Consider the following 18,401-nt stretch of genomic DNA (forward strand, 5'->3'; position numbering starts at 1 on the left):
TTGTGGATACTGATTTTGCATGGTATAATTATTAGTTAAGAAATTTGTATTGTGAGGTATATCGTGGCGAAAATAAGAACCAGGTTTATTTGTACCGAATGCGGTCATGAAGAATTTAAGTGGTATGGGCGATGTCCGGGTTGTGGCACATGGAATTCCTTTTCTGAGGAAATAAATACAAAGAAAACAAAAAGCGGGCTAAAGCAGCCTGTTTCACAGCCGCTGTCGATAACCAAAGTATCGGATATCTCCGAAGAACGGGTGATTACCGGGATAGCAGAGCTGGACAGGGTTCTGGGAGGCGGTATTGTACCCGGTTCATTAGTTCTGATTGGGGGCGATCCTGGGATTGGAAAATCAACTATTGCCATCCAGGCCGCATCAGTTGTAGCAAAAGAGCGGGGCATTACTCTTTATGTTACTGCTGAAGAGTCTGTCAGGCAGATTAAGATGAGGGCAGCCAGGCTTGGGGCTGTTGCAGAAAAATTGTTTGTGGCAGCTGAAACCTCACTGGAGCAAATATTAATTTATATACAAAGTTTGTCACCGAAACTTGTCATCATTGATTCTATCCAGACAATTTTTCGGGAGGAAATTCCATCAGCTCCTGGAAGTGTTGTTCAGGTTCGGGAATGCACCTATTCTCTTATGCAGGAGGCTAAGACCAGAAATGTTCCTGTTTTTATAGTAGGTCACGTAACTAAAGAGGGGTCTATTGCAGGACCCAGAGTTTTGGAACATATAGTTGATGCGGTCCTATATTTTGAAGGGGAACGCAATCACAGTTTTCGAATTTTGAGGGCAGTCAAAAACCGCTTTGGTTCCACTAATGAGATTGGGGTTTTTGAGATGGGAGACCAGGGCTTGGCAGAAGTGACGAATCCATCCCAAATATTCCTTGCTGAGCGGCCTACCGGTGTTTCGGGCTCAGTTGTGATAGCGGGTATCGAGGGAACCAGGCCTGTGCTGGTTGAAATACAGGCGCTGGTAAGTGCAAGCAGCTTTGGCAACCCTAGGAGGATGACCAGCGGGGTTGATTATAACCGGTTAAATTTGATTTTAGCAGTTTTGGAAAAGAGGGTAGGACTGCATTTGGGTAGTCAAGATACATATGTTAATGCGGCAGGAGGTGTCAAGTTGGACGAGCCTGCAGTTGATTTGGGTATTGCTGTTGCCTTGGCCTCCAGTTTCAGGGATATCCCGGTTGAACCGTCAACAATAGTTTTAGGTGAAATAGGTCTTACCGGGGAAGTGAGGGCAATAAGCCAGGCGGCTAAGAGAATACATGAGGGGACGAAACTGGGTTTTTGCAATTTTGTCATTCCTGTGGCTAACTGTACCCAGTGTAAGGATATCCCGGGCGTCAATATAGTTGGTGTGAAAACAGTTAATGAGGCATTTGAGACAGCATTGGGGGTGAAGATTTGAAAGACGAGCATTTACTTGACGGCGAATTCCTAAAAGCTATCAAAATACTGGCCCCGGGTACACCCCTTAGAGAAGGGCTGGAAAACATTCTTCGAGCCAGGACCGGAGCCTTGATTGTAATCGGCGACAACCCCAGGATTATGGAAATTATTGATGCGGGTTTTGAGATTAATGCGGACCTGACTCCATCCGGCATATATGAGTTGGCAAAGATGGATGGTGCAATAATTTTGAGCAATGATGCTAAAAAGATTTTGTATGCCAACACTCAGCTGATACCTGATTCGGTCATCCCTTCTGTGGAAACCGGAATTCGTCACCGGACCGCGGAAAGAGTGGCCCGTCAGACCGGGACTATGGTAATCTCGATTTCACAAAGAAGAAATGTAATCACAATTTATAAAGGGGCGGGTAAGTATGTTCTCAGGGACATTGGGGTCATTCTTACAAAGGCCAATCAGGCAGTACAGACCCTGGAAAAATACAAAGTGGTTCTTGATAAATCACTGGCAACACTTAGCACTTTGGAATTTCAGGACCTAGTTACTCTTTATGATGTCGCCAAGGCCCTGCAGCGTACTGAAATGGTTGTCAGGGTAGTTAAAGAAATTGAAACATATATTGGAGAACTGGGTAGTGAGGGACGCCTTGTCAGTATGCAGATGGATGAGCTGGTAGCAAATGTTGAAGATGATGGACAGCTTATTGTGGAAGACTATTACCTGCATGAAGACAAAAAACCTGAGGAAGTACTCCAAACTATAGGCCAATGGGATGCGGAAGATTTGCTTGACTTGTCTTTAATATGCCGTGCCCTGGGTTATGTAGGCAGTTCCGGCATTTTAGACCAGTCTGTTTCACCTAGGGGATACCGGATTCTTTATAAAATTCCCAGGCTGCCTTGGCCGGTAATAAAAAATCTGGTAGATACCTTTGCTTCATTGCAGAGAATATTAAATGCATCCATTGAGGAACTTGACGATGTCGAGGGTATAGGCGAGGTAAGGGCAAGGGCAATAAAGGAAGGCCTAAAAAGGTATAGAGATCAGGTCCTTTTGGACAGGCATCACTGGTAAGTGATAAAAAGGCGATTCAAAATAGCTCAAGCCCTCTGGAAGCTGGCTTGAGCTATTTTGATGATTTCAATAAGAAGAATTATGTAAAATTAAAATACCTTAAAGTCAAAAGTTTCTTGTGTTCTTTAATAAATACATCATAAAGATTAATATCCATATGATTGCATAGTGCCGCTAGGTAAAAAAGAGTCCGTCCAATTTCGGCTTCGATAATTTCAAGGCATTTAGGACATAGTTCTCCATTAAGATGGGATTCTGTATATTTTTTTAGTTCCATTATTGAGATATTTTCCGGAATGATTCTTTTTTTGGCATTAACTTCTATACACCCGCAACTGGTAACGGATTTTGTAACACTACGGTTAATGCGAGACGAAGATTCTTGGAGTTTGCTTAATACATCAAGTACACTCTGGTGACGTATTAACAGTTCGGAGACCGTGTTTTGAAATTCGTCACATAATAAATCCTTCATAATGTCCCCCTCTGTTACATTTTATCAGATTATCTTAGCTTAATTATACTTAGATTAGTCTTCACCTGTCAATGTGATAAAAGCTAAAAAAATTTATTGACATACTGGAAAAAGATATGATATAATACATTTTTATTTGACACTGCTATATTGTTTGTGCTATACTGTTATATAAACCCGTCTATAGGAGGTCTATGATGTTTAATGTTGGCGATAAAGTAGTTTATCCTATGCATGGAGCCGGTATCATTGAGGCTATAGAAGAACAAGAAGTCCTCGGTGAAAAGAGAAAGTATTATATTATGAAAATGCCTATCGGTGACATGAAAGTGATGATTCCAATAAACAATGTCAGTGAAATTGGATTGCGGCAGGTAATTAATGAAGAAGGTGTGCAAAAAGTTCTTGATATATTGCATGACAGAAAAAACACTATGTCTCAGAACTGGAATCACCGGTATAGAAATAACCTGGAAAAAATTAAAAGCGGTAACATATATGAGGTTGCTGAAGTAGTAAGGAATCTTATCTTACGTGAACAAGAAAAGGGTTTATCTACGGGTGAACGTAAAATGTTGGAAAACGCTAGACAAATTCTTATCAGTGAACTAGTTCTTGCTCGCGGCACAGAGGAAGAGAAAATTGAACTTATGCTGGATGCCGTTTTTGCTTAATACGTCAGGGCTCTGACGTATTAATTTTTATTTCTTCAGGAAAGCACATCTTTGAATGATGTGCGCCTTTTGATTAGCTGATGAGTGGTTTTAAGCTGGGTATCTCATATAACGACAACCTTTTTTCTTGATACTACGTTATTTGTTGGCGTATAATGGTAATAATAAAATCATAAGCTATACGTAAGAAAGGGGGTGATAATTTGTTTCGTAGGGCTTTAAAAATTATGGTAATAATATTTCTCATGAGCCTTGGATTTGGGTTAAGTTATTATTATCTGCCCGGCAATATTGGTGGGGTTGATATCGCCAAACCGGTTATGCATTATGGAATTATAGGTATTATTACCTTTTTATGTGGGTTTTTAGGGATTCTTCTGGCATCAGGTATTATCGAACGGACGGTTCAGTTCACTTCTTGGCTTGAATTTAGGCTTATCAAAATGTCAATTCAGGAGGTAGTCGGTGGTGCTGTTGGTTTAATAATTGGACTTATTATAGCTACTTTGTTAGGGGCTGCTATTTCATGGCTTCCGTTATGGGTTGGCGGAATTTTGCGGATTATTGTCACTTTACTGCTGGGATATTTGGGTTTGAGTGTAGGAATGAAAAGGAAGGAAGAACTGCTTGGTTTTTTGCCGCGCTTTAGCAAGGATAAACAAACCAAAACAGATATTAAGACTGCCCAATCATGCAAAATACTGGATACTAGTGTGATTATTGACGGGAGGATAGCAGATATCTGTAAAAGCGGGTTTATTGAGGGGACTTTGATTATTCCGGGATTTATTTTGGAAGAACTCAGGCATATTGCAGATTCATCAGATTTACTAAAGAGAAACAGGGGCCGCAGAGGTCTTGATATTCTGAATAAAATCAGAAAAGAACTAGATGTAATGGTACAGATATATGAACAGGACTTTGAAGAAATTGCAGAGGTTGATAGTAAGCTTGTCAAACTTGCCCAGGTGTTAAATGCAAAAGTAGTGACTAACGATTATAACCTAAATAAGGTTGCTGAACTGCATGGGGTCAAGGTACTAAACATTAATGAACTTGCTAATGCAGTGAAACCGGTTGTGCTGCCTGGTGAAGAGATGTTGGTACAAGTTATTAAAGATGGCAAGGAAATGGGTCAGGGTGTTGCTTACCTGGATGATGGCACAATGATTGTGGTTGACGGTGGCAAGAAGTTTATTGGGCGGAAAACTGGAGTTGTTGTTACCAGTGTGTTGCAAACAGCAGCAGGCAGAATGATTTTTGCCAGACTCAAGTCTGATAAAAAGAATCTTGACCACGACCCGCCATCCTCCTATAGTGAGGTGAATTTCATTGGATAAGTTTACAGCTATTATACCTGCTGCAGGTCAGGGCAGAAGAATGAAGAGTTATTTAAATAAGCAGTTTATACTTCTTAAGGGTATGCCAATTATAGTGCATACCCTGAGAGTCTTTCAGGATGCCGGGATTATAAGTGATATAGTGCTGGTTTGTGCTTCTGGTGAAGAGGAGTATTATCGTCAAGATATACTTTCTAATTATGGAATAAGCAAACCGACTGTTGTTGTTGCCGGGGGGAGTGAGAGGCAGGACTCGGTATATTGTGGTCTGGAAGCAATAGATGATTCGAGCGATTATATCATGATTCATGATGGAGCCAGGCCGCTTTTGCCTATTAATCTGATTAACAGGCTGGCTGAAGAAGTTAAGATTACCGGAGCAGTTGTAGCTGGTGTACCTGTAAGTGATACCATTAAAAGGACTGATGCCGGAGGAATAATTATAGATACAGTAATGAGGAAAAGGCTGTGGAGCATTCAGACCCCTCAAGTTTTTCGCCTTGATTTAATAAAGAAGGCTCATAAACTGGCCAAGGCTGCAGAATTTATGGGAACAGATGATGCTACGCTCGTTGAAAGGTTGGGGGTGCCGGTTAAGGTTATTCCCGGGTCTTATGAAAATATTAAAATAACCACTCCCGAAGATATTGTAGTTGCTGAGGCGATTCTAAAGAGGAGGGGTATTGGGTGAGATTTGGTGTTGGTTATGATGCTCACCGCCTGGTAATGGGCAGGGAGCTTGTGCTGGGAGGGGTGGCAGTTCCATTTGAAAAGGGTCTTGAAGGACATTCGGATGCTGATGTATTGGCACACTCCATTATGGATGCATTGTTAGGAGCAGCGGGACAAGGGGATATCGGCAGGCATTTTCCTGATACAGAAGACAAGTATAAAGGTATTTCGAGCCTGGTGCTTTTGGAACAGGTAACAGAAATTATTTGTGAACATGGTTATCAGGTCAATAATGTTGATAGCGTTATCGTAGCTCAAAGGCCAAAACTTGCTCCATATATAAGCCTGATGACAGAAAACCTGGCAAGAGCCATGCGTATCCCGGTTTCTGATGTTAATGTTAAAGCCACCACCACTGAGGGAATGGGTTTTGCCGGCAGCGGAGAAGGGATTGCTGCTTATGCTGTTGCGGGAATAAAGAAGGCTTAGGATAAAATAATTATATAAAAAATTAGGGAATTAATGGGACGATTTCGACAAATAATAGTAAGTAAAAAGCCTTTATTTCAAAAGGAAATAGGGGCTTTTTTTCAGCAGGTTTTTCTGTTGATTAAGGGAAGGATAAAATGGTATAATGTGTTAGAGTTTTTAAGGAGGTTTCTGACTGATGGATAATTCTATAGTGGTAAGATTTGCTCCGAGCCCGACCGGGCCTTTACATATAGGTGGCGCTCGTTCAGCGCTTTTTAACTGGCTTCTGGCAAGGAAACACGGAGGCCGGATGATAGTAAGGATCGAAGATACGGATCTGGACAGGTCCAGTATCGAATCTGAGGAAAACATCCTGGACTCATTATTGTGGCTTGGTCTGGATTGGGACGAAGGTATTGCAAAGGGTGGAGAACACGGCCCTTACAGGCAGACGGAACGATTAAATACTTATACCCAAGCAGCCGGGAGGTTGCTGGATAGTGGACAAGCATACTATTGCTATTGTACCGAGGAAGAGCTTGCTGCTGAACGCGAAGCATGTATGGCAAAAGGAGATTTGCCTCGTTACTTGGGCAAATGCCGCAGCCTGTCTGAGGACGAAAGGAACAGGCTGGAAGCGGAAGGCAGGAAAAAGGTCATTAGATTTCGGGTCCCGGACAACGAGAATGTAATTGTTCAGGATTTGGTCAGGGGTAATGTTATATTTGAAAGTAATGGTATCGGGGATTATGTCATTGTGAAATCTGACGGGATTCCTACTTATAATTTCGCTGTTGTTTTGGATGATGCATTGATGAAAGTTACTCATGTAATCAGGGGTGAAGAGCATTTATCGAATACCCCGCGCCAGTTGTTGCTCTATAACGCACTTGGCCTCAGGGCTCCGTATTTTGCTCATGTTTCCCTGATTCTAGGCAAGGATCGCAGTAAAATGAGTAAAAGACATGGCTCCACGTCTATTGAAGAGTACCGGAGTAAGGGTTATCTTCCTGAAGCGTTGGTTAATTTTTTAGCTCTTTTAGGCTGGTCTCCTGTGGGGGAGGAAGAAATATTTACTTTACAAGAGTTGGTGGAGCAGTTTTCTTTGGACCGGGTTGCCAAGAATCCGGCAGTTTTTGATATCGACAAGCTTAATTGGTTAAATGGGTCATATATACGGAATAGTGATGTAGGGAGAATCACAGATATGGCTATTCCGTTTCTTCGTGAAGCGGGATATATAACCGGAGAGATTACTCCTGACAGTTATGAATGGCTGAAAATGATAGTTGCCTCTGTCCAGGAAAAGCTGGAGTATGTTGCCCAGATAACGGATCACGTGAAGGTTTACTTTGATGATCATGTGAAAATGGAAAATGAAGCAGCCGGTGCAGTTCTAAAGGAACTGGAAGTTTCTGAGGTTATGCGTGCTTTCCGGCGAAAAATAACAGAAGCAGAGGAACTAACCCCAGAAAGTACTAAAGGACTTCTTAAGGCACTGACTAAAGAACTCAAGCTAGGCGGCAAAAAAGTATATATGCCGCTCAGGGTTGCCCTGACAGGGCAGACACATGGACCGGAGTTGTTTTATATTATTCCTGTCCTGGGAAGGGATAGGGTTCTGGTCAGGCTGGCACAGACTGTAGGTCTAAAGGACTGATATGGGCGGCTGAGGAGGATTTTAAAAATTGTTTAACAGGATTAGAAAAGACATCAAGGTTATTTTTGAACGTGACCCGGCTGCCAAGAGTTTATTAGAGGTATTGCTTGCTTATCCCGGGCTGCATGCTCTTTTGTTCCACCGCTTAGCCCATTACTTATATAAAAAAGGCTTGATACTGCTGCCAAGGATTATTTCACAGTTTTCTCGGTTTGTGACCGGTATAGAAATTCATCCCGGGGCCTGTATCGGAGAAGGCCTGTTTATAGACCATGGCATAGGTGTGGTAATCGGTGAAACAGCTGAAGTAGGCAACAATGTTACCATTTACCAGGGAGTGACCCTTGGCGGGACAGGAAAGGAAAAGGGGAAACGGCATCCCACGGTAGGAAATAATGCGGTTATCAGTGCAGGTGCCAAGGTCCTGGGAAACATTAAAATTGGGGATAATACCAGGATTGGGGCAGGATCGGTAGTATTGGCAGATGTCCCCCCAAATACTACTGTTGTTGGCATTCCCGGGAAAGTAGTTATCAGGGATGGAATTAATATTGCCGATATGAATGTAGAGGATATTATAGACCTCCATCATGAAGACCTGCCTGATCCGGTTGCTGAGATGATACTTTGTTTGCAGCGTAAGGTAGGACGGCTTGAAAGAAGAATAGAGGAAACAAGGGGGCCCGGCAATGACGGTGAGAATTTATAATACTTTGACTAACCGTAAAGAAGAGTTTGTGCCGCGTAATTCCGGCAAGGTGGAGATGTATGTCTGTGGACCTACAACTTATAACCTGATACACCTGGGTAATGCCAGGCCGTTAATTGTTTTTGATACTGTCAGGAGGTATTTTGAGTACCTTGGTTTTGATGTAAAATACATCCAGAATTTTACCGATATAGATGATAAAATTATTAACAGGGCAGTTGAAGAAGGAATGGATGCCCTGGAACTGGCCGAAAAATATATTAAGGAATATTATATAGATGCTGGGGCCCTAGGGGTGAGACCGGCTAATAACCACCCAAGAGTTAGTGACCATTTGCCTGAAATAATTGATATGATTCAAAGAATTATTGATAATAGGTATGCTTATGAAAAAGATGGGGATGTTTATTTTTCAGTAGGTACATTTAATGGATATGGGAAACTGTCAGGGCGGAAACTGGAAGATATGCAGGCAGGAGCAAGGGTTGATGTTGATGAACGAAAGAGACATCCTATGGATTTTGTTCTCTGGAAGGCGGCCAAACCTGGGGAACCCTGGTGGGAAAGCCCGTGGGGCAAGGGGCGCCCTGGGTGGCATATAGAGTGTTCCGCTATGGCCAACAAGTACTTGGGCATGGGTTTCGATATTCATGGCGGCGGTTTTGACCTGGTGTTCCCGCATCATGAAAATGAGATTGCCCAGGCAGAGGCTTTTGCTGGGTGTGGTCCTTTTGCCAGGTATTGGATGCATAATGGTTTTATTACGGTAAATGAAGAAAAGATGTCTAAATCTCTTGGCAACTTTTTTACTGTGCGTGAAATTCTTAATAAATATGACCCGGAAGTTGTTAGATTTTACATGATTTCAACTCACTATAGGAGCCCGCTAGATTTTGATGATACTAAACTTGAGATGAATAAAAAGAGTCTTTCCAGGCTGCACAATGCCCTGAATAATATTACAGCTTTACAGAACAGCATCAGTTTTGAAGCTTCTGACCTCTTTTTGAACAGCGAAATTGCTGTTTTTAATGAAGCAATTGTCAAAGCGGAACAGGATTTCCGGGAAGCTATGGATGATGATTTCAATACAGCCCTAGCTGTTGCCAGTCTGTTTGACCTGGCAAGGGAAGCTAACGCTTTTGGCAAAAAACTGGATACATATGTAGGCCGGAAACTACCGTTTGTCGTGAAAGAAGTCTTGGAAAAGGCTCAGGACACTTTTAACAGGCTGGGCTGGGTACTTGGGTTGTTCGAAACGGGTACCGCAGATTGCAGAAACGAATCTGATATGGCAGATAAGCTGATGGACCTGATAATAGATATAAGGCAGGAAGCCCGTTCCCGCAAGGACTGGGCAATAGCTGATGCCATTCGTGACAAGCTTAAGGAAATTGGAATAGTAATAGAAGATACTCCTCAGGGAGTACGCTGGAAGTTGAAATAGCAAACAGGAGCTGGCTGATCCATGAAAAAACACCACATAAAGGAGAACCCGGCTGGCATACCTGCCCTTGTTCTCGCATACCTCGGTGATGCTGTATATGAGTTATATGTTAGGAAATATCTTATATCATGCGGCTATTCCAAAGTTGACTCACTTCATAAAAAAGCTGTGGAGTTTGTTAATGCAGCAACACAGGCAAGGATATTGCACGCTATTTGTGATAACTTATCTGAAGAGGAAGCAGCTGTGGTTAGAAGGGGCAGAAATGCCAAATCAGGTTCAGCACCCAAAAACATGTCTATATCGGATTATAGGCATGGAACTGCTTTGGAAACTTTGATAGGCTACCTTTTCTTTTGTGGGAGAGAAGAACGTATTGATGAAATATTTGGTGCTGCCTGTGAAATTGTATTATCTTCTGTAGAGGGGGACAATAACAATTGAGAGTACAATTAATTAACCATACACCTAATCCCGACAGGACAGTGGCTGCAGCCGCGAAGCTATGTTATTCCCCGGTGGGATCGGAGCACATTCAGGATAATCTTGATCAAGCAGAGATCGATCGTTTCCTGAAAATGCTGATTCAGCTGGGGCATTGGTCGCCAACTGAGCATGTTTCTTTTACATTTTCTGCAGAGGGTGTCAGCAGGGTTTTAACACATCAGCTGGTAAGACATAGGATTGCCTCCTACTCTCAGCAGTCACAGCGTTATGTTAAGCTTGATGACTTTGAATATATTGTTCCACCATCTATAAACAAGAATCCCGAAGCTGTTGCATTATTTACTAATATAATGAAGCAAATCGGTTCAGCATATAAACAGTTAGCATTGATGGTACATCATGAGGATGCGCGATATGTGCTGCCAAATGCCTGTGAAACAAAAATTGTGCTGACCTTTAACTGTCGTTCCTTGTATAATTTTTTTGAACACAGGTGCTGTGAACGGGCTCAGTGGGAAATCCGGAAACTTGCTAACCAGATGTTAGCAGAGGTAAAAAAAGCAGCACCAGGATTATTTGCTAAAGCAGGCCCGCCATGTATTACTAAGGGGTTTTGCCCGGAAGGCCCGATGTCGTGTGGCAAAATAGACAAACTGAAAAAGGATTGACAGGAGATGGATAATTAAATGTCTGATTATATATTGGGTCGTAATCCCGTTATGGAAGCCCTGAAAAGCGGCAGACAGATTCACAAAGTTCTTGTGGCTAAAGGTGCAGGCAAAGGATCTATTGTAGAAATAATATCAAGGGCTAAGAAGGCTCGGGTTCCTGTCCAAGAGGTTGAACGAAATGCCCTGGATAATATGACAGGAGGTCAAAACCACCAAGGGGTGGTTGCTCTGGTACCTGCTATGGAATACGTGGATGTTGAGGACATTCTGGAGGCTGCCCGCCAGAAAGGAGACCCACCGTTTATTTTGGTGCTGGATGAAATTGAGGACCCACACAATCTTGGAGCAATATTAAGAACTGCAGATGCTGTCGGGGTTCATGGTGTTATTATTCCGAAACACAGGGCAACCGGCCTTACCGGAACAGTGTCTAAAGCATCTTCAGGAGCCGTGGAATACGTTCCGGTAGCCAGGGTAGTGAATCTGGCACGGACTCTGGAAATGCTGAAAAAGGAAGGGTTATGGGTTGTCGGCGCCGATATTGATGGTGAAGTAATATGGCAGAGTAAGGGGCTATCAGGGGCTCTGGCATGTGTGATTGGTGGCGAAAGTCGGGGTATTTCCCGTTTAATAAAGGAAAAGTGTGATTATATTGTAAGTATTCCTATGAAGGGCCAGGTGAATTCACTTAATGCCTCGGTTGCTGCAGCAGTTCTCTGTTATGAGATATTAAGACAAAAGGAAAAGGTAAATATATAATGACTGAATATCTTTTGGTGGATGGTTATAATATAATTCATTCATGGCCCAGCCTAAAGGATATGATTGTGAAAGACCTAGACCATGCCAGAGTGCGGTTTCTGGATATAATGAGTGATTATCAGGCGTCAAGCGGGGTTAAGGTCATGGTTGTCTTCGATGCTCATCATGTAAAAAAGGGAACCGGCTCAAGAGAGATAGTCAATGGTGTTGAAGTGGTATACACTGCTGAGGGAGAAACGGCAGATATGGTTATTGAGAAATTTGCAGGGCAGGTTGGGGAAGGTAATAGGATCACTGTAGCCACTTCCGACTGGGCCCAGCAAAGGATGGTATTTGGTAAAGGGGCGGTTCGTTTATCTGCCAGGGAACTTGAAGAGGAAATTAAAGCACTGCGTAAATTAAATCATCCATATTTGGAATTGCCTGGAGTTCGGAGGGACCTTGGCGGCCGCCTTGATGATAAAGTCAAAGAGTATCTTGAGAGACTCCGTCGACAAAAATAGAATATTGCGAATTTGGCGTAAAATGGGGTTTTTCACCCTGTTTTTTGAGTTCGCTCCTTGACGAGAGTTAGCCCATTATGTATAATTAGGTTATGTAAATTAGCAAGTGATTGTTTTCATAATATCAGTGACGGTGTTCTGGCTAATGTGATTGCGGGACATTTTATTATGTAAGAGGTTCTTTTAAGTTATAATTTAATATCTGTTCAGGATTGTTAAAGGGGCAAGCGTTTCGGGTACTGCTATTTAAAGTGGAGCGGAGGCGATTTTTAATGAGTCTTAGTGCACAAAGAGAAGTCTTTGACACCTATGACGTTATGTTGGACGAGGATATCGTGGAGTTCGCCAAAGATGGTGAAGATAGCGCTCTAGAGTACCTTATTAATAAGTATAAGAACTTTGTGCGTGCTAAAGCTCGTTCTTACTTTTTGATAGGAGCAGACAGAGAGGATATTATTCAGGAAGGGATGATTGGCCTCTATAAAGCCATACGCGACTTTAAGTCGGACAAGCTCTCGTCATTTAGGGCTTTCGCTGAGCTTTGCATAACCCGGCAGATTATAACTGCTATTAAAACTGCAACCCGCCAAAAGCATATTCCGCTTAATTCTTATGTATCACTTAACAAACCAATTTATGATGAAGATTCCGACCGTACCTTGCTGGATGTGATTTCAGGTTCTAAGATTACTGATCCTGAGGAATTGATTATCAGCAGGGAAGAGTTTGATGATATTGAAGAAAAGATGGGTGAAATCCTCAGTTCTCTTGAATGGAAGGTTCTTATGTCTTACCTTGAAGGTAAGTCATACCAGGAGATTGCAGTTGACTTAAAGCGACATGTCAAGTCAATTGATAATGCGCTGCAGAGAGTAAAAAGGAAACTTGAAAGGTATCTGGAAAAAAGGGGAAACTAACGAGAAATAACCGGAAATAACTCCGTTTTGTAACATAAAAAAATAGTTGACCTGTAGTTTGAAACATTGTATAATGGATTTTGTCAGTCGCCGACGTAGCTCAATTGGCAGAGCAGCTGACTTGTAATCAGCAGGTTGCGGGTTCGAGTCCCATCGTCGGCTCCATTTTATCTGGAGGGATTCCCGAGTGGTCAAAGGGAGCAGACTGTAAATCTGCCGGCTCAGCCTTCGAAGGTTCAAATCCTTCTCCCTCCACCATTCAGTTTGTTTATGACCGGCGAATATTTTTTATACAGCTGGTATATGCTAGGGACAACTTATATAAATTAATGTCGCGGGGTAGAGCAGCTGGTAGCTCGTCGGGCTCATAACCCGAAGGTCGAAGGTTCAAATCCTTCCCCCGCAACCAAATAAAAGCAATCTTGTTTTGTTGGCGGTTTACTTTTTCCGCTAACTTTTTAATGAACAAGTCTTAATAAAACTATTTACTGAAATTATTTGCTGCTATAGCTCAGTAGGTAGAGCGTATCCTTGGTAAGGATAAGGTCACCGGTTCAATCCCGGTTAGCAGCTCCATTCATGGCGGCGTAGCTCAGTTGGCTAGAGCATGCGGTTCATACCCGCAGTGTCAGGGGTTCAAATCCCTTCGCCGCTACCAAGATAACTTGACAAACTATGTTTGTTGTATATATTGAATAATCTATTAGCCGCGATAAAATACTGTATCGTGGCTTTTTAGCAGATAGGAAGGATTAATTGAAGGAATTTTTAGGTATATGTAGAAATACAAACACTTAATAGTCCAAATTTTCTAACCGGGATTCGAAAATCCGCAATACATAAAAACTGCCAAAATTGGCAAAGCTTTTTTAAGATGGGCTTATTTGTGTATTTGCCTGAAGGATAAATTGAAATAAATATAAATAAAAAACCAATACAAGGATTTAAGGGGGAAAGATAAAAAATGGCAAAAGCAAAATTTGAACGTAACAAACCTCACGTTAACGTAGGGACTATTGGTCACGTTGACCATGGCAAGACAACCCTTACAGCGGCAATCACAATATGTATGTCAACAAAGGGCTGGAGTACAGTTAAAAAGTATGACGAGATTGATAATGCCCCTGAAGAGAGGGAAAGAGGAATTACCATTAATACCGCGCACGTTGAGTACGAGACAGAGAACCGGCACTATGCTCACGTAGACTGCCCGGGACACGCTGACTATGTAAAGAACATGATTACCGGAGCGGCGCAGATGGATGGCGCTATTCTGGTAGTATCTGCGGCAGACGGTCCGATGCCCCAGACCAGGGAGCATATCCTGTTGGCCCGTCAGGTAGGGGTTCCTTACATCATAGTTTATTTGAATAAAGCAGACCAGGTAGATGACGAAGAACTAATGGAACTGGTAGAAATGGAAGTACGTGAACTGCTGACAGAATACGAGTTTCCGGGGGATGATATTCCGATTATATCCGGTTCGGCATTAAAAGCCCTGGAATGCGGCTGCGGTAATGCTGACTGTGAATGGTGCGGTTCAATCTGGAAGCTGATGGCAGCGGTAGATTCATATATCCCGACTCCGGAACGTGATATTGACAAACCGTTCCTGATGCCGGTAGAAGATGTATTTTCTATCACCGGTCGTGGAACAGTTGCCACGGGCCGTGTAGAGAGGGGCACCGTAAAAGTTGGTGATGAAATAGAGATAGTCGGGATGACAGATCAACGCAAGAAGACAGTAGTAACCGGAGTAGAGATGTTCCGTAAGCTGCTGGATCATGCACAGGCCGGAGACAATGTTGGCTGCCTGCTGCGTGGTGTGGATCGTAAGGAAATCGAGCGCGGCCAGGTACTGGCAAAGCCGGGGAGCATAAACCCCCATACTAAGTTCGAGGCCGAGGTTTATGTTCTGACCAAGGAAGAAGGCGGCCGCCATACCCCGTTTTTCCAGGGATATCGCCCGCAGTTTTACTTCAGGACCACAGATGTTACCGGAATTGTTACCCTGCCTGAGGGTGTTGAGATGGTAATGCCAGGTGACAACATCAAGATTGACATAGACCTAATTACCCCGATTGCTGTTGAGGAAGGCCTCCGTTTTGCTATCCGCGAGGGTGGCCGGACTGTAGGTGCCGGTGTGGTAAGCGCAATTTCAAAGTAAAAAAAACATACCTTAATCAAACTTCAGGTGGAGTGTAAAACTCCACCTGAACTAGTTATTTTTGGCCATATTGTTATAAAAAATGAAAAAACAGGTAAACTATGAACATGTGTTACATTAAACTATTGACATCAAAAATTAATTGTGATAAATTGTTGAGGTAACCGGTTTTGCGGGTTTATTTTTATTGCCTAAAAAATAAGTAAAAAAACCTGGCAGCGTATCCGGTTTATTGTTGTGGGAGGTGTTTTAAAATGAGAGTTGGAGTTACGCTCGCTTGCCTGGAATGTAAGAACAGGAATTATCAGACCAATAAAAATAAAAAGAACAATTCCGAGAGAATTGAAATGAAGAAATACTGTAAATTCTGCCGTAGTCATACACTTCATAAAGAAACCAAGTAAATATGAAATTTCGCAAATTAACAGTTAAAGATTTCTTCGTTTGCACCACATGGAAAAAATGGTATTAAGGATGTGTGGGAGAACATGGTCGAAACTAACCAGGAACAGAACCAAGAAAATGTTAAAAAGAAAAAACAATCACCCAAAAAAAACGGTGTTAAGTCTAACAAAAAGGACACTATTAAGCGCAATGAAGGGGATAAGTCCCAGGCCCCAAAAATGCCTGTCAAAAAGGATGCTAAACCAGCTAAAGCAGCAGGATCTTCCGTGGCTGGCAGGGGACAAACAACTGTTGCCAGTATTAAGAAGTTTTTAAAAGGTGCTTGGAATGAGCTAAAAAAGGTTCATTGGCCAAACAGGCGTGAAATCATATCGTTTACCAGTGTAGTTTTGGTTGCAGTGAGTATTGTAGCCGTTCTTATATTTGCTATTGACGGAATACTGAGTAAATTGCTTAGTTTTGTGATACGTTAAGTGTCCATGTTTACACTTGGTATTTTGTTTAACTCAGTTATTTGATATCGCTGTTGACCCAAAATACCTGAAATAGATTTGAGGGGGTGGGGGGCCTTTGGCTAAGGTCCCTTGTGTTATGGATGGTAATATAGAAAACAATAAACAATGGTACGTAATACATACCTATTCAGGATATGAAAACAAGGTTAAGGCTAACCTGGAAAAAAGAGTAGATTCCATGAACATGGGTGACAAAATTTTTCGGATTTTGGTGCCTATGGAAGATGAAGTGGAGATCAAAGATGGAAAAAAGAAGATTATCAAGCGTAAGGTGTTTCCCGGTTATGTCTTGGTAGAAATGATTATGACAGACGATTCGTGGTATGTAGTGCGCAATACTTCCGGGGTCACAGGATTTGTTGGCTCTGGGACAAAGCCGATTCCGCTTCACGAGTCGGAGGTAAGGTTGATATTGAAGCAAATGGGAGTGGAAGAACCGAGGACTAAAACCATGTACCGGGTTGGACAAAATATCAGGGTGATTTCAGGACCTTTTGAGAATTTTGTAGGTATAATTGAGGAAAACCATCCCGAGAAAGGCAAGTTAAAAGTACTTGTTTCTATGTTTGGTCGGGAAACTCCCGTTGAGTTGGAGTATACCCAGATTGAAGACGCATAAGTGCCTGTAAGTGGGAGGGCATTTTGCCATTTGCCCGTCTTACCACATTGTATATAAGGAGGTGTAGAACCATGGCAAAAAAAGTAGTAGGAATGATTAAGTTACAGGTTTCCGCAGGCAAAGCTACTCCGGCTCCTCCGGTTGGTCCGGCACTTGGTCAGCATGGTGTTAACATTATGGCATTTTGTAAGGAATATAATGAAAGAACTGCTAACCAGGCTGGTCTGATAATTCCTGTTGAAATTACAGTCTTTGAAGACAGGTCGTTTACCTTTATTACAAAAACCCCGCCTGCTTCGGTGCTGTTAAAGAAGGCAGCTGGAATAGAGACTGCTTCCGGGGAACCGAACAAGAAAAAAGTTGCCAAGTTATCACGTGATAAGGTGCGTGAAATTGCTGAACTTAAGATGAAAGATCTGAATGCTGCCAGCATTGAGGCTGCCATGAGAATGCTTGAAGGAACTGCCCGCAGCATGGGAATCGAAATCGAAGGCTAGTTAAGCTAAGTAATTTAGCAAATCACAGATTAAAAAGTAACGTAACTCTGACAGTTATGAGCAAACCGGGTTAACCGGCTGTTAGCCATAAAAGTGGGAGGATGATTCCGTTATAACCACAAAGGAGGTATATATGTAATGCCTAAACACGGCAAAAAGTATCAGGATGCATTAAAGAATATTGACCGTGATACATTATTAGAGACTGCAGAGGCAATTTCTCTTGTCAAGACAACTGCTATTGCGAAGTTTGATGAAACTGTTGAAGTAGCTGTCAGGCTTGGGGTAGATCCCAGGCACGCTGATCAACAGATAAGGGGAGCCGTAGTATTGCCCCATGGTACTGGGAAGACAGCAAAGGTAATTGTTTTTGCGAAGGGCGAAAAACAAAAAGAAGCTGAAAATGCCGGAGCTGATGAAGTGGGTGCAGAAGATTTGGTAGAAAAAATTCAGGGTGGCTGGCTTGATTTTGATGTTGCCATAGCTACTCCTGATATGATGGGAGCAGTAGGTAAGCTGGGTCGGATGCTTGGTCCCAGAGGACTTATGCCAAACCCGAAAACAGGAACTGTTACCTTTGATGTTGATAAGGCTGTAAAAGAAGTTAAAGCCGGGAAAATCGAGTATAGGACCGATAAGGCCGGTATTATACACGCCCCTATCGGGAAGGTTTCCTTTGACACCGAAAAGCTCGTAGAAAATTTCACCACCCTGCTGGAAACCCTTATTCGCATTAAACCGGCTGCTGCCAAAGGGACTTATTTGAAGAGCATAACGGTATCCTCGACAATGGGACCGGGTGTTAAGATTAACCCTCTTAAGGCAGTAAAGTAATTAAGACAGTAAAGTAAGTGTTGACCAAACTGATGTTATTAGTATATAATGTGTGCTGTAGTGTTATAAATATATAATCTGAATTGGGCTGTAGATAGTTGGTGCCATAAAG

At 42.5% G+C, this 18,401-nt stretch carries 21 protein-coding genes, 5 tRNA genes and 1 other annotated feature (1 of these 27 only partly in view); of the genes, 25 read left to right on the top strand and 1 reads right to left on the bottom strand.

The window, feature by feature from the left end; translation table 11 throughout:
* The first annotated feature begins 63 nt into the window (after nucleotides 1-63).
* Together radA and disA are read left to right on the top strand one after the other, a co-directional pair.
* Entirely contained in the window at nucleotides 64-1,428 is a 1,365-nt protein-coding gene (gene radA / locus ABFY19_RS00855) for a DNA repair protein RadA (RefSeq protein ID WP_418791390.1), read from the top strand.
* Entirely contained in the window at nucleotides 1,425-2,504 is a 1,080-nt protein-coding gene (gene disA / locus ABFY19_RS00860) for a DNA integrity scanning diadenylate cyclase DisA (protein WP_418791391.1), read from the top strand. Before radA ends, disA begins: the two co-directional genes overlap by 4 nt.
* A 79-nt stretch (nucleotides 2,505-2,583) precedes the next feature.
* Here the strand turns inward: disA and ABFY19_RS00865 are convergent, their stop codons facing one another.
* On the bottom strand, nucleotides 2,584-2,979 hold the full coding sequence (locus ABFY19_RS00865; protein WP_418791392.1) for a DUF1573 domain-containing protein: 396 nt from the start codon (nucleotides 2,977-2,979) through the stop codon (nucleotides 2,584-2,586).
* A gap of 197 nt (nucleotides 2,980-3,176) precedes the next feature.
* On the opposite strand from ABFY19_RS00865, the gene ABFY19_RS00870 reads away from it, so the two are divergent.
* The 23 genes from ABFY19_RS00870 to rplA all read left to right on the top strand — a co-directional run bounded on the left by ABFY19_RS00870 (nucleotide 3,177) and on the right by rplA (nucleotide 18,289).
* Entirely contained in the window at nucleotides 3,177-3,653 is a 477-nt protein-coding gene (locus tag ABFY19_RS00870; protein WP_418791393.1) for a CarD family transcriptional regulator, read from the top strand.
* 203 nt (nucleotides 3,654-3,856) lie between these two features.
* A complete protein-coding gene (locus ABFY19_RS00875; protein ID WP_418791394.1) occupies nucleotides 3,857-4,993 on the top strand; it encodes a PIN/TRAM domain-containing protein in 1,137 nt (378 codons plus the stop codon).
* Nucleotides 4,986-5,684: a 2-C-methyl-D-erythritol 4-phosphate cytidylyltransferase gene (ispD, locus tag ABFY19_RS00880; RefSeq protein ID WP_418791395.1), complete on the top strand. Its 699-nt coding sequence runs from the start codon at nucleotides 4,986-4,988 to the stop codon at nucleotides 5,682-5,684. The genes ABFY19_RS00875 and ispD overlap by 8 nt, the downstream gene beginning before the upstream one ends.
* A complete protein-coding gene (gene ispF, locus ABFY19_RS00885) occupies nucleotides 5,681-6,154 on the top strand; it encodes a 2-C-methyl-D-erythritol 2,4-cyclodiphosphate synthase (protein ID WP_418791396.1) in 474 nt (157 codons plus the stop codon). Before ispD ends, ispF begins: the two co-directional genes overlap by 4 nt.
* A 178-nt stretch (nucleotides 6,155-6,332) precedes the next feature.
* Nucleotides 6,333-7,796 (top strand): glutamate--tRNA ligase, encoded by a 1,464-nt coding sequence (gene gltX, locus ABFY19_RS00890; RefSeq protein ID WP_418791397.1) that lies wholly within the window; start codon nucleotides 6,333-6,335, stop codon nucleotides 7,794-7,796.
* Between the two features lie 28 nt (nucleotides 7,797-7,824).
* Nucleotides 7,825-8,505 (top strand): serine O-acetyltransferase, encoded by a 681-nt coding sequence (gene cysE / locus ABFY19_RS00895; protein ID WP_418791398.1) that lies wholly within the window; start codon nucleotides 7,825-7,827, stop codon nucleotides 8,503-8,505.
* Nucleotides 8,492-9,952, top strand: a complete 1,461-nt coding sequence (gene cysS, locus ABFY19_RS00900; RefSeq protein ID WP_418792506.1) for a cysteine--tRNA ligase — start codon at nucleotides 8,492-8,494, stop codon at nucleotides 9,950-9,952. Before cysE ends, cysS begins: the two co-directional genes overlap by 14 nt.
* A gap of 21 nt (nucleotides 9,953-9,973) precedes the next feature.
* Nucleotides 9,974-10,396, top strand: coding sequence for a Mini-ribonuclease 3 (locus ABFY19_RS00905; RefSeq protein WP_418791399.1), 423 nt, complete (start codon nucleotides 9,974-9,976; stop codon nucleotides 10,394-10,396).
* Nucleotides 10,393-11,067, top strand: coding sequence for an FAD-dependent thymidylate synthase (gene thyX, locus ABFY19_RS00910; protein ID WP_418791400.1), 675 nt, complete (start codon nucleotides 10,393-10,395; stop codon nucleotides 11,065-11,067). The genes ABFY19_RS00905 and thyX overlap by 4 nt, the downstream gene beginning before the upstream one ends.
* Before the next feature lie 18 nt (nucleotides 11,068-11,085).
* The gene (gene rlmB, locus ABFY19_RS00915) at nucleotides 11,086-11,829 is read left to right on the top strand and encodes a 23S rRNA (guanosine(2251)-2'-O)-methyltransferase RlmB (RefSeq protein WP_418791401.1); all 744 of its coding nucleotides are present in this window, start codon (nucleotides 11,086-11,088) and stop codon (nucleotides 11,827-11,829) included.
* Nucleotides 11,829-12,335 carry an NYN domain-containing protein gene (locus ABFY19_RS00920; protein WP_418791403.1) on the top strand — a complete coding sequence of 169 codons (507 nt, stop codon included), beginning with the start codon at nucleotides 11,829-11,831 and terminating at the stop codon, nucleotides 12,333-12,335. Before rlmB ends, ABFY19_RS00920 begins: the two co-directional genes overlap by 1 nt.
* Before the next feature lie 272 nt (nucleotides 12,336-12,607).
* Nucleotides 12,608-13,252, top strand: coding sequence for an RNA polymerase sporulation sigma factor SigH (gene sigH / locus ABFY19_RS00925; RefSeq protein ID WP_418791404.1), 645 nt, complete (start codon nucleotides 12,608-12,610; stop codon nucleotides 13,250-13,252).
* A gap of 89 nt (nucleotides 13,253-13,341) precedes the next feature.
* Nucleotides 13,342-13,417 (top strand) — tRNA-Thr (locus ABFY19_RS00930).
* 8 nt (nucleotides 13,418-13,425) lie between these two features.
* Nucleotides 13,426-13,510 (top strand) — tRNA-Tyr (locus ABFY19_RS00935).
* A gap of 75 nt (nucleotides 13,511-13,585) precedes the next feature.
* Nucleotides 13,586-13,661 (top strand) — tRNA-Met (locus tag ABFY19_RS00940).
* A gap of 91 nt (nucleotides 13,662-13,752) precedes the next feature.
* A tRNA-Thr gene (locus ABFY19_RS00945) sits at nucleotides 13,753-13,828 on the top strand.
* A 5-nt stretch (nucleotides 13,829-13,833) separates the two neighbouring features.
* Nucleotides 13,834-13,910, top strand: a tRNA-Met gene (locus tag ABFY19_RS00950).
* 306 nt (nucleotides 13,911-14,216) lie between these two features.
* The gene (tuf, locus tag ABFY19_RS00955; RefSeq protein ID WP_418791405.1) at nucleotides 14,217-15,419 is read left to right on the top strand and encodes an elongation factor Tu; all 1,203 of its coding nucleotides are present in this window, start codon (nucleotides 14,217-14,219) and stop codon (nucleotides 15,417-15,419) included.
* A 254-nt stretch (nucleotides 15,420-15,673) separates the two neighbouring features.
* Nucleotides 15,674-15,823 (top strand): 50S ribosomal protein L33, encoded by a 150-nt coding sequence (gene rpmG, locus ABFY19_RS00960; RefSeq protein ID WP_418791406.1) that lies wholly within the window; start codon nucleotides 15,674-15,676, stop codon nucleotides 15,821-15,823.
* Nucleotides 15,824-15,907: 84 nt separating this feature from the next.
* A complete protein-coding gene (secE, locus tag ABFY19_RS00965) occupies nucleotides 15,908-16,297 on the top strand; it encodes a preprotein translocase subunit SecE (RefSeq protein WP_418791407.1) in 390 nt (129 codons plus the stop codon).
* A gap of 118 nt (nucleotides 16,298-16,415) precedes the next feature.
* Nucleotides 16,416-16,958 carry a transcription termination/antitermination protein NusG gene (nusG, locus tag ABFY19_RS00970; RefSeq protein ID WP_418792508.1) on the top strand — a complete coding sequence of 181 codons (543 nt, stop codon included), beginning with the start codon at nucleotides 16,416-16,418 and terminating at the stop codon, nucleotides 16,956-16,958.
* A gap of 71 nt (nucleotides 16,959-17,029) precedes the next feature.
* Complete coding sequence (gene rplK / locus ABFY19_RS00975; protein WP_418791408.1) at nucleotides 17,030-17,455, top strand: 50S ribosomal protein L11; 426 nt, start codon at nucleotides 17,030-17,032, stop codon at nucleotides 17,453-17,455.
* A gap of 138 nt (nucleotides 17,456-17,593) precedes the next feature.
* The gene (gene rplA / locus ABFY19_RS00980) at nucleotides 17,594-18,289 is read left to right on the top strand and encodes a 50S ribosomal protein L1 (protein ID WP_418791409.1); all 696 of its coding nucleotides are present in this window, start codon (nucleotides 17,594-17,596) and stop codon (nucleotides 18,287-18,289) included.
* A gap of 70 nt (nucleotides 18,290-18,359) precedes the next feature.
* Nucleotides 18,360-18,401: a sequence feature (ribosomal protein L10 leader region), on the top strand; it runs 97 nt beyond the window's last position.

Origin of the sequence: Phosphitispora sp. TUW77, from assembly GCF_048453025.1 — a bacterium.
Classification (GTDB): Bacteria; Bacillota; Thermincolia; order Thermincolales; family UBA2595; genus Phosphitispora.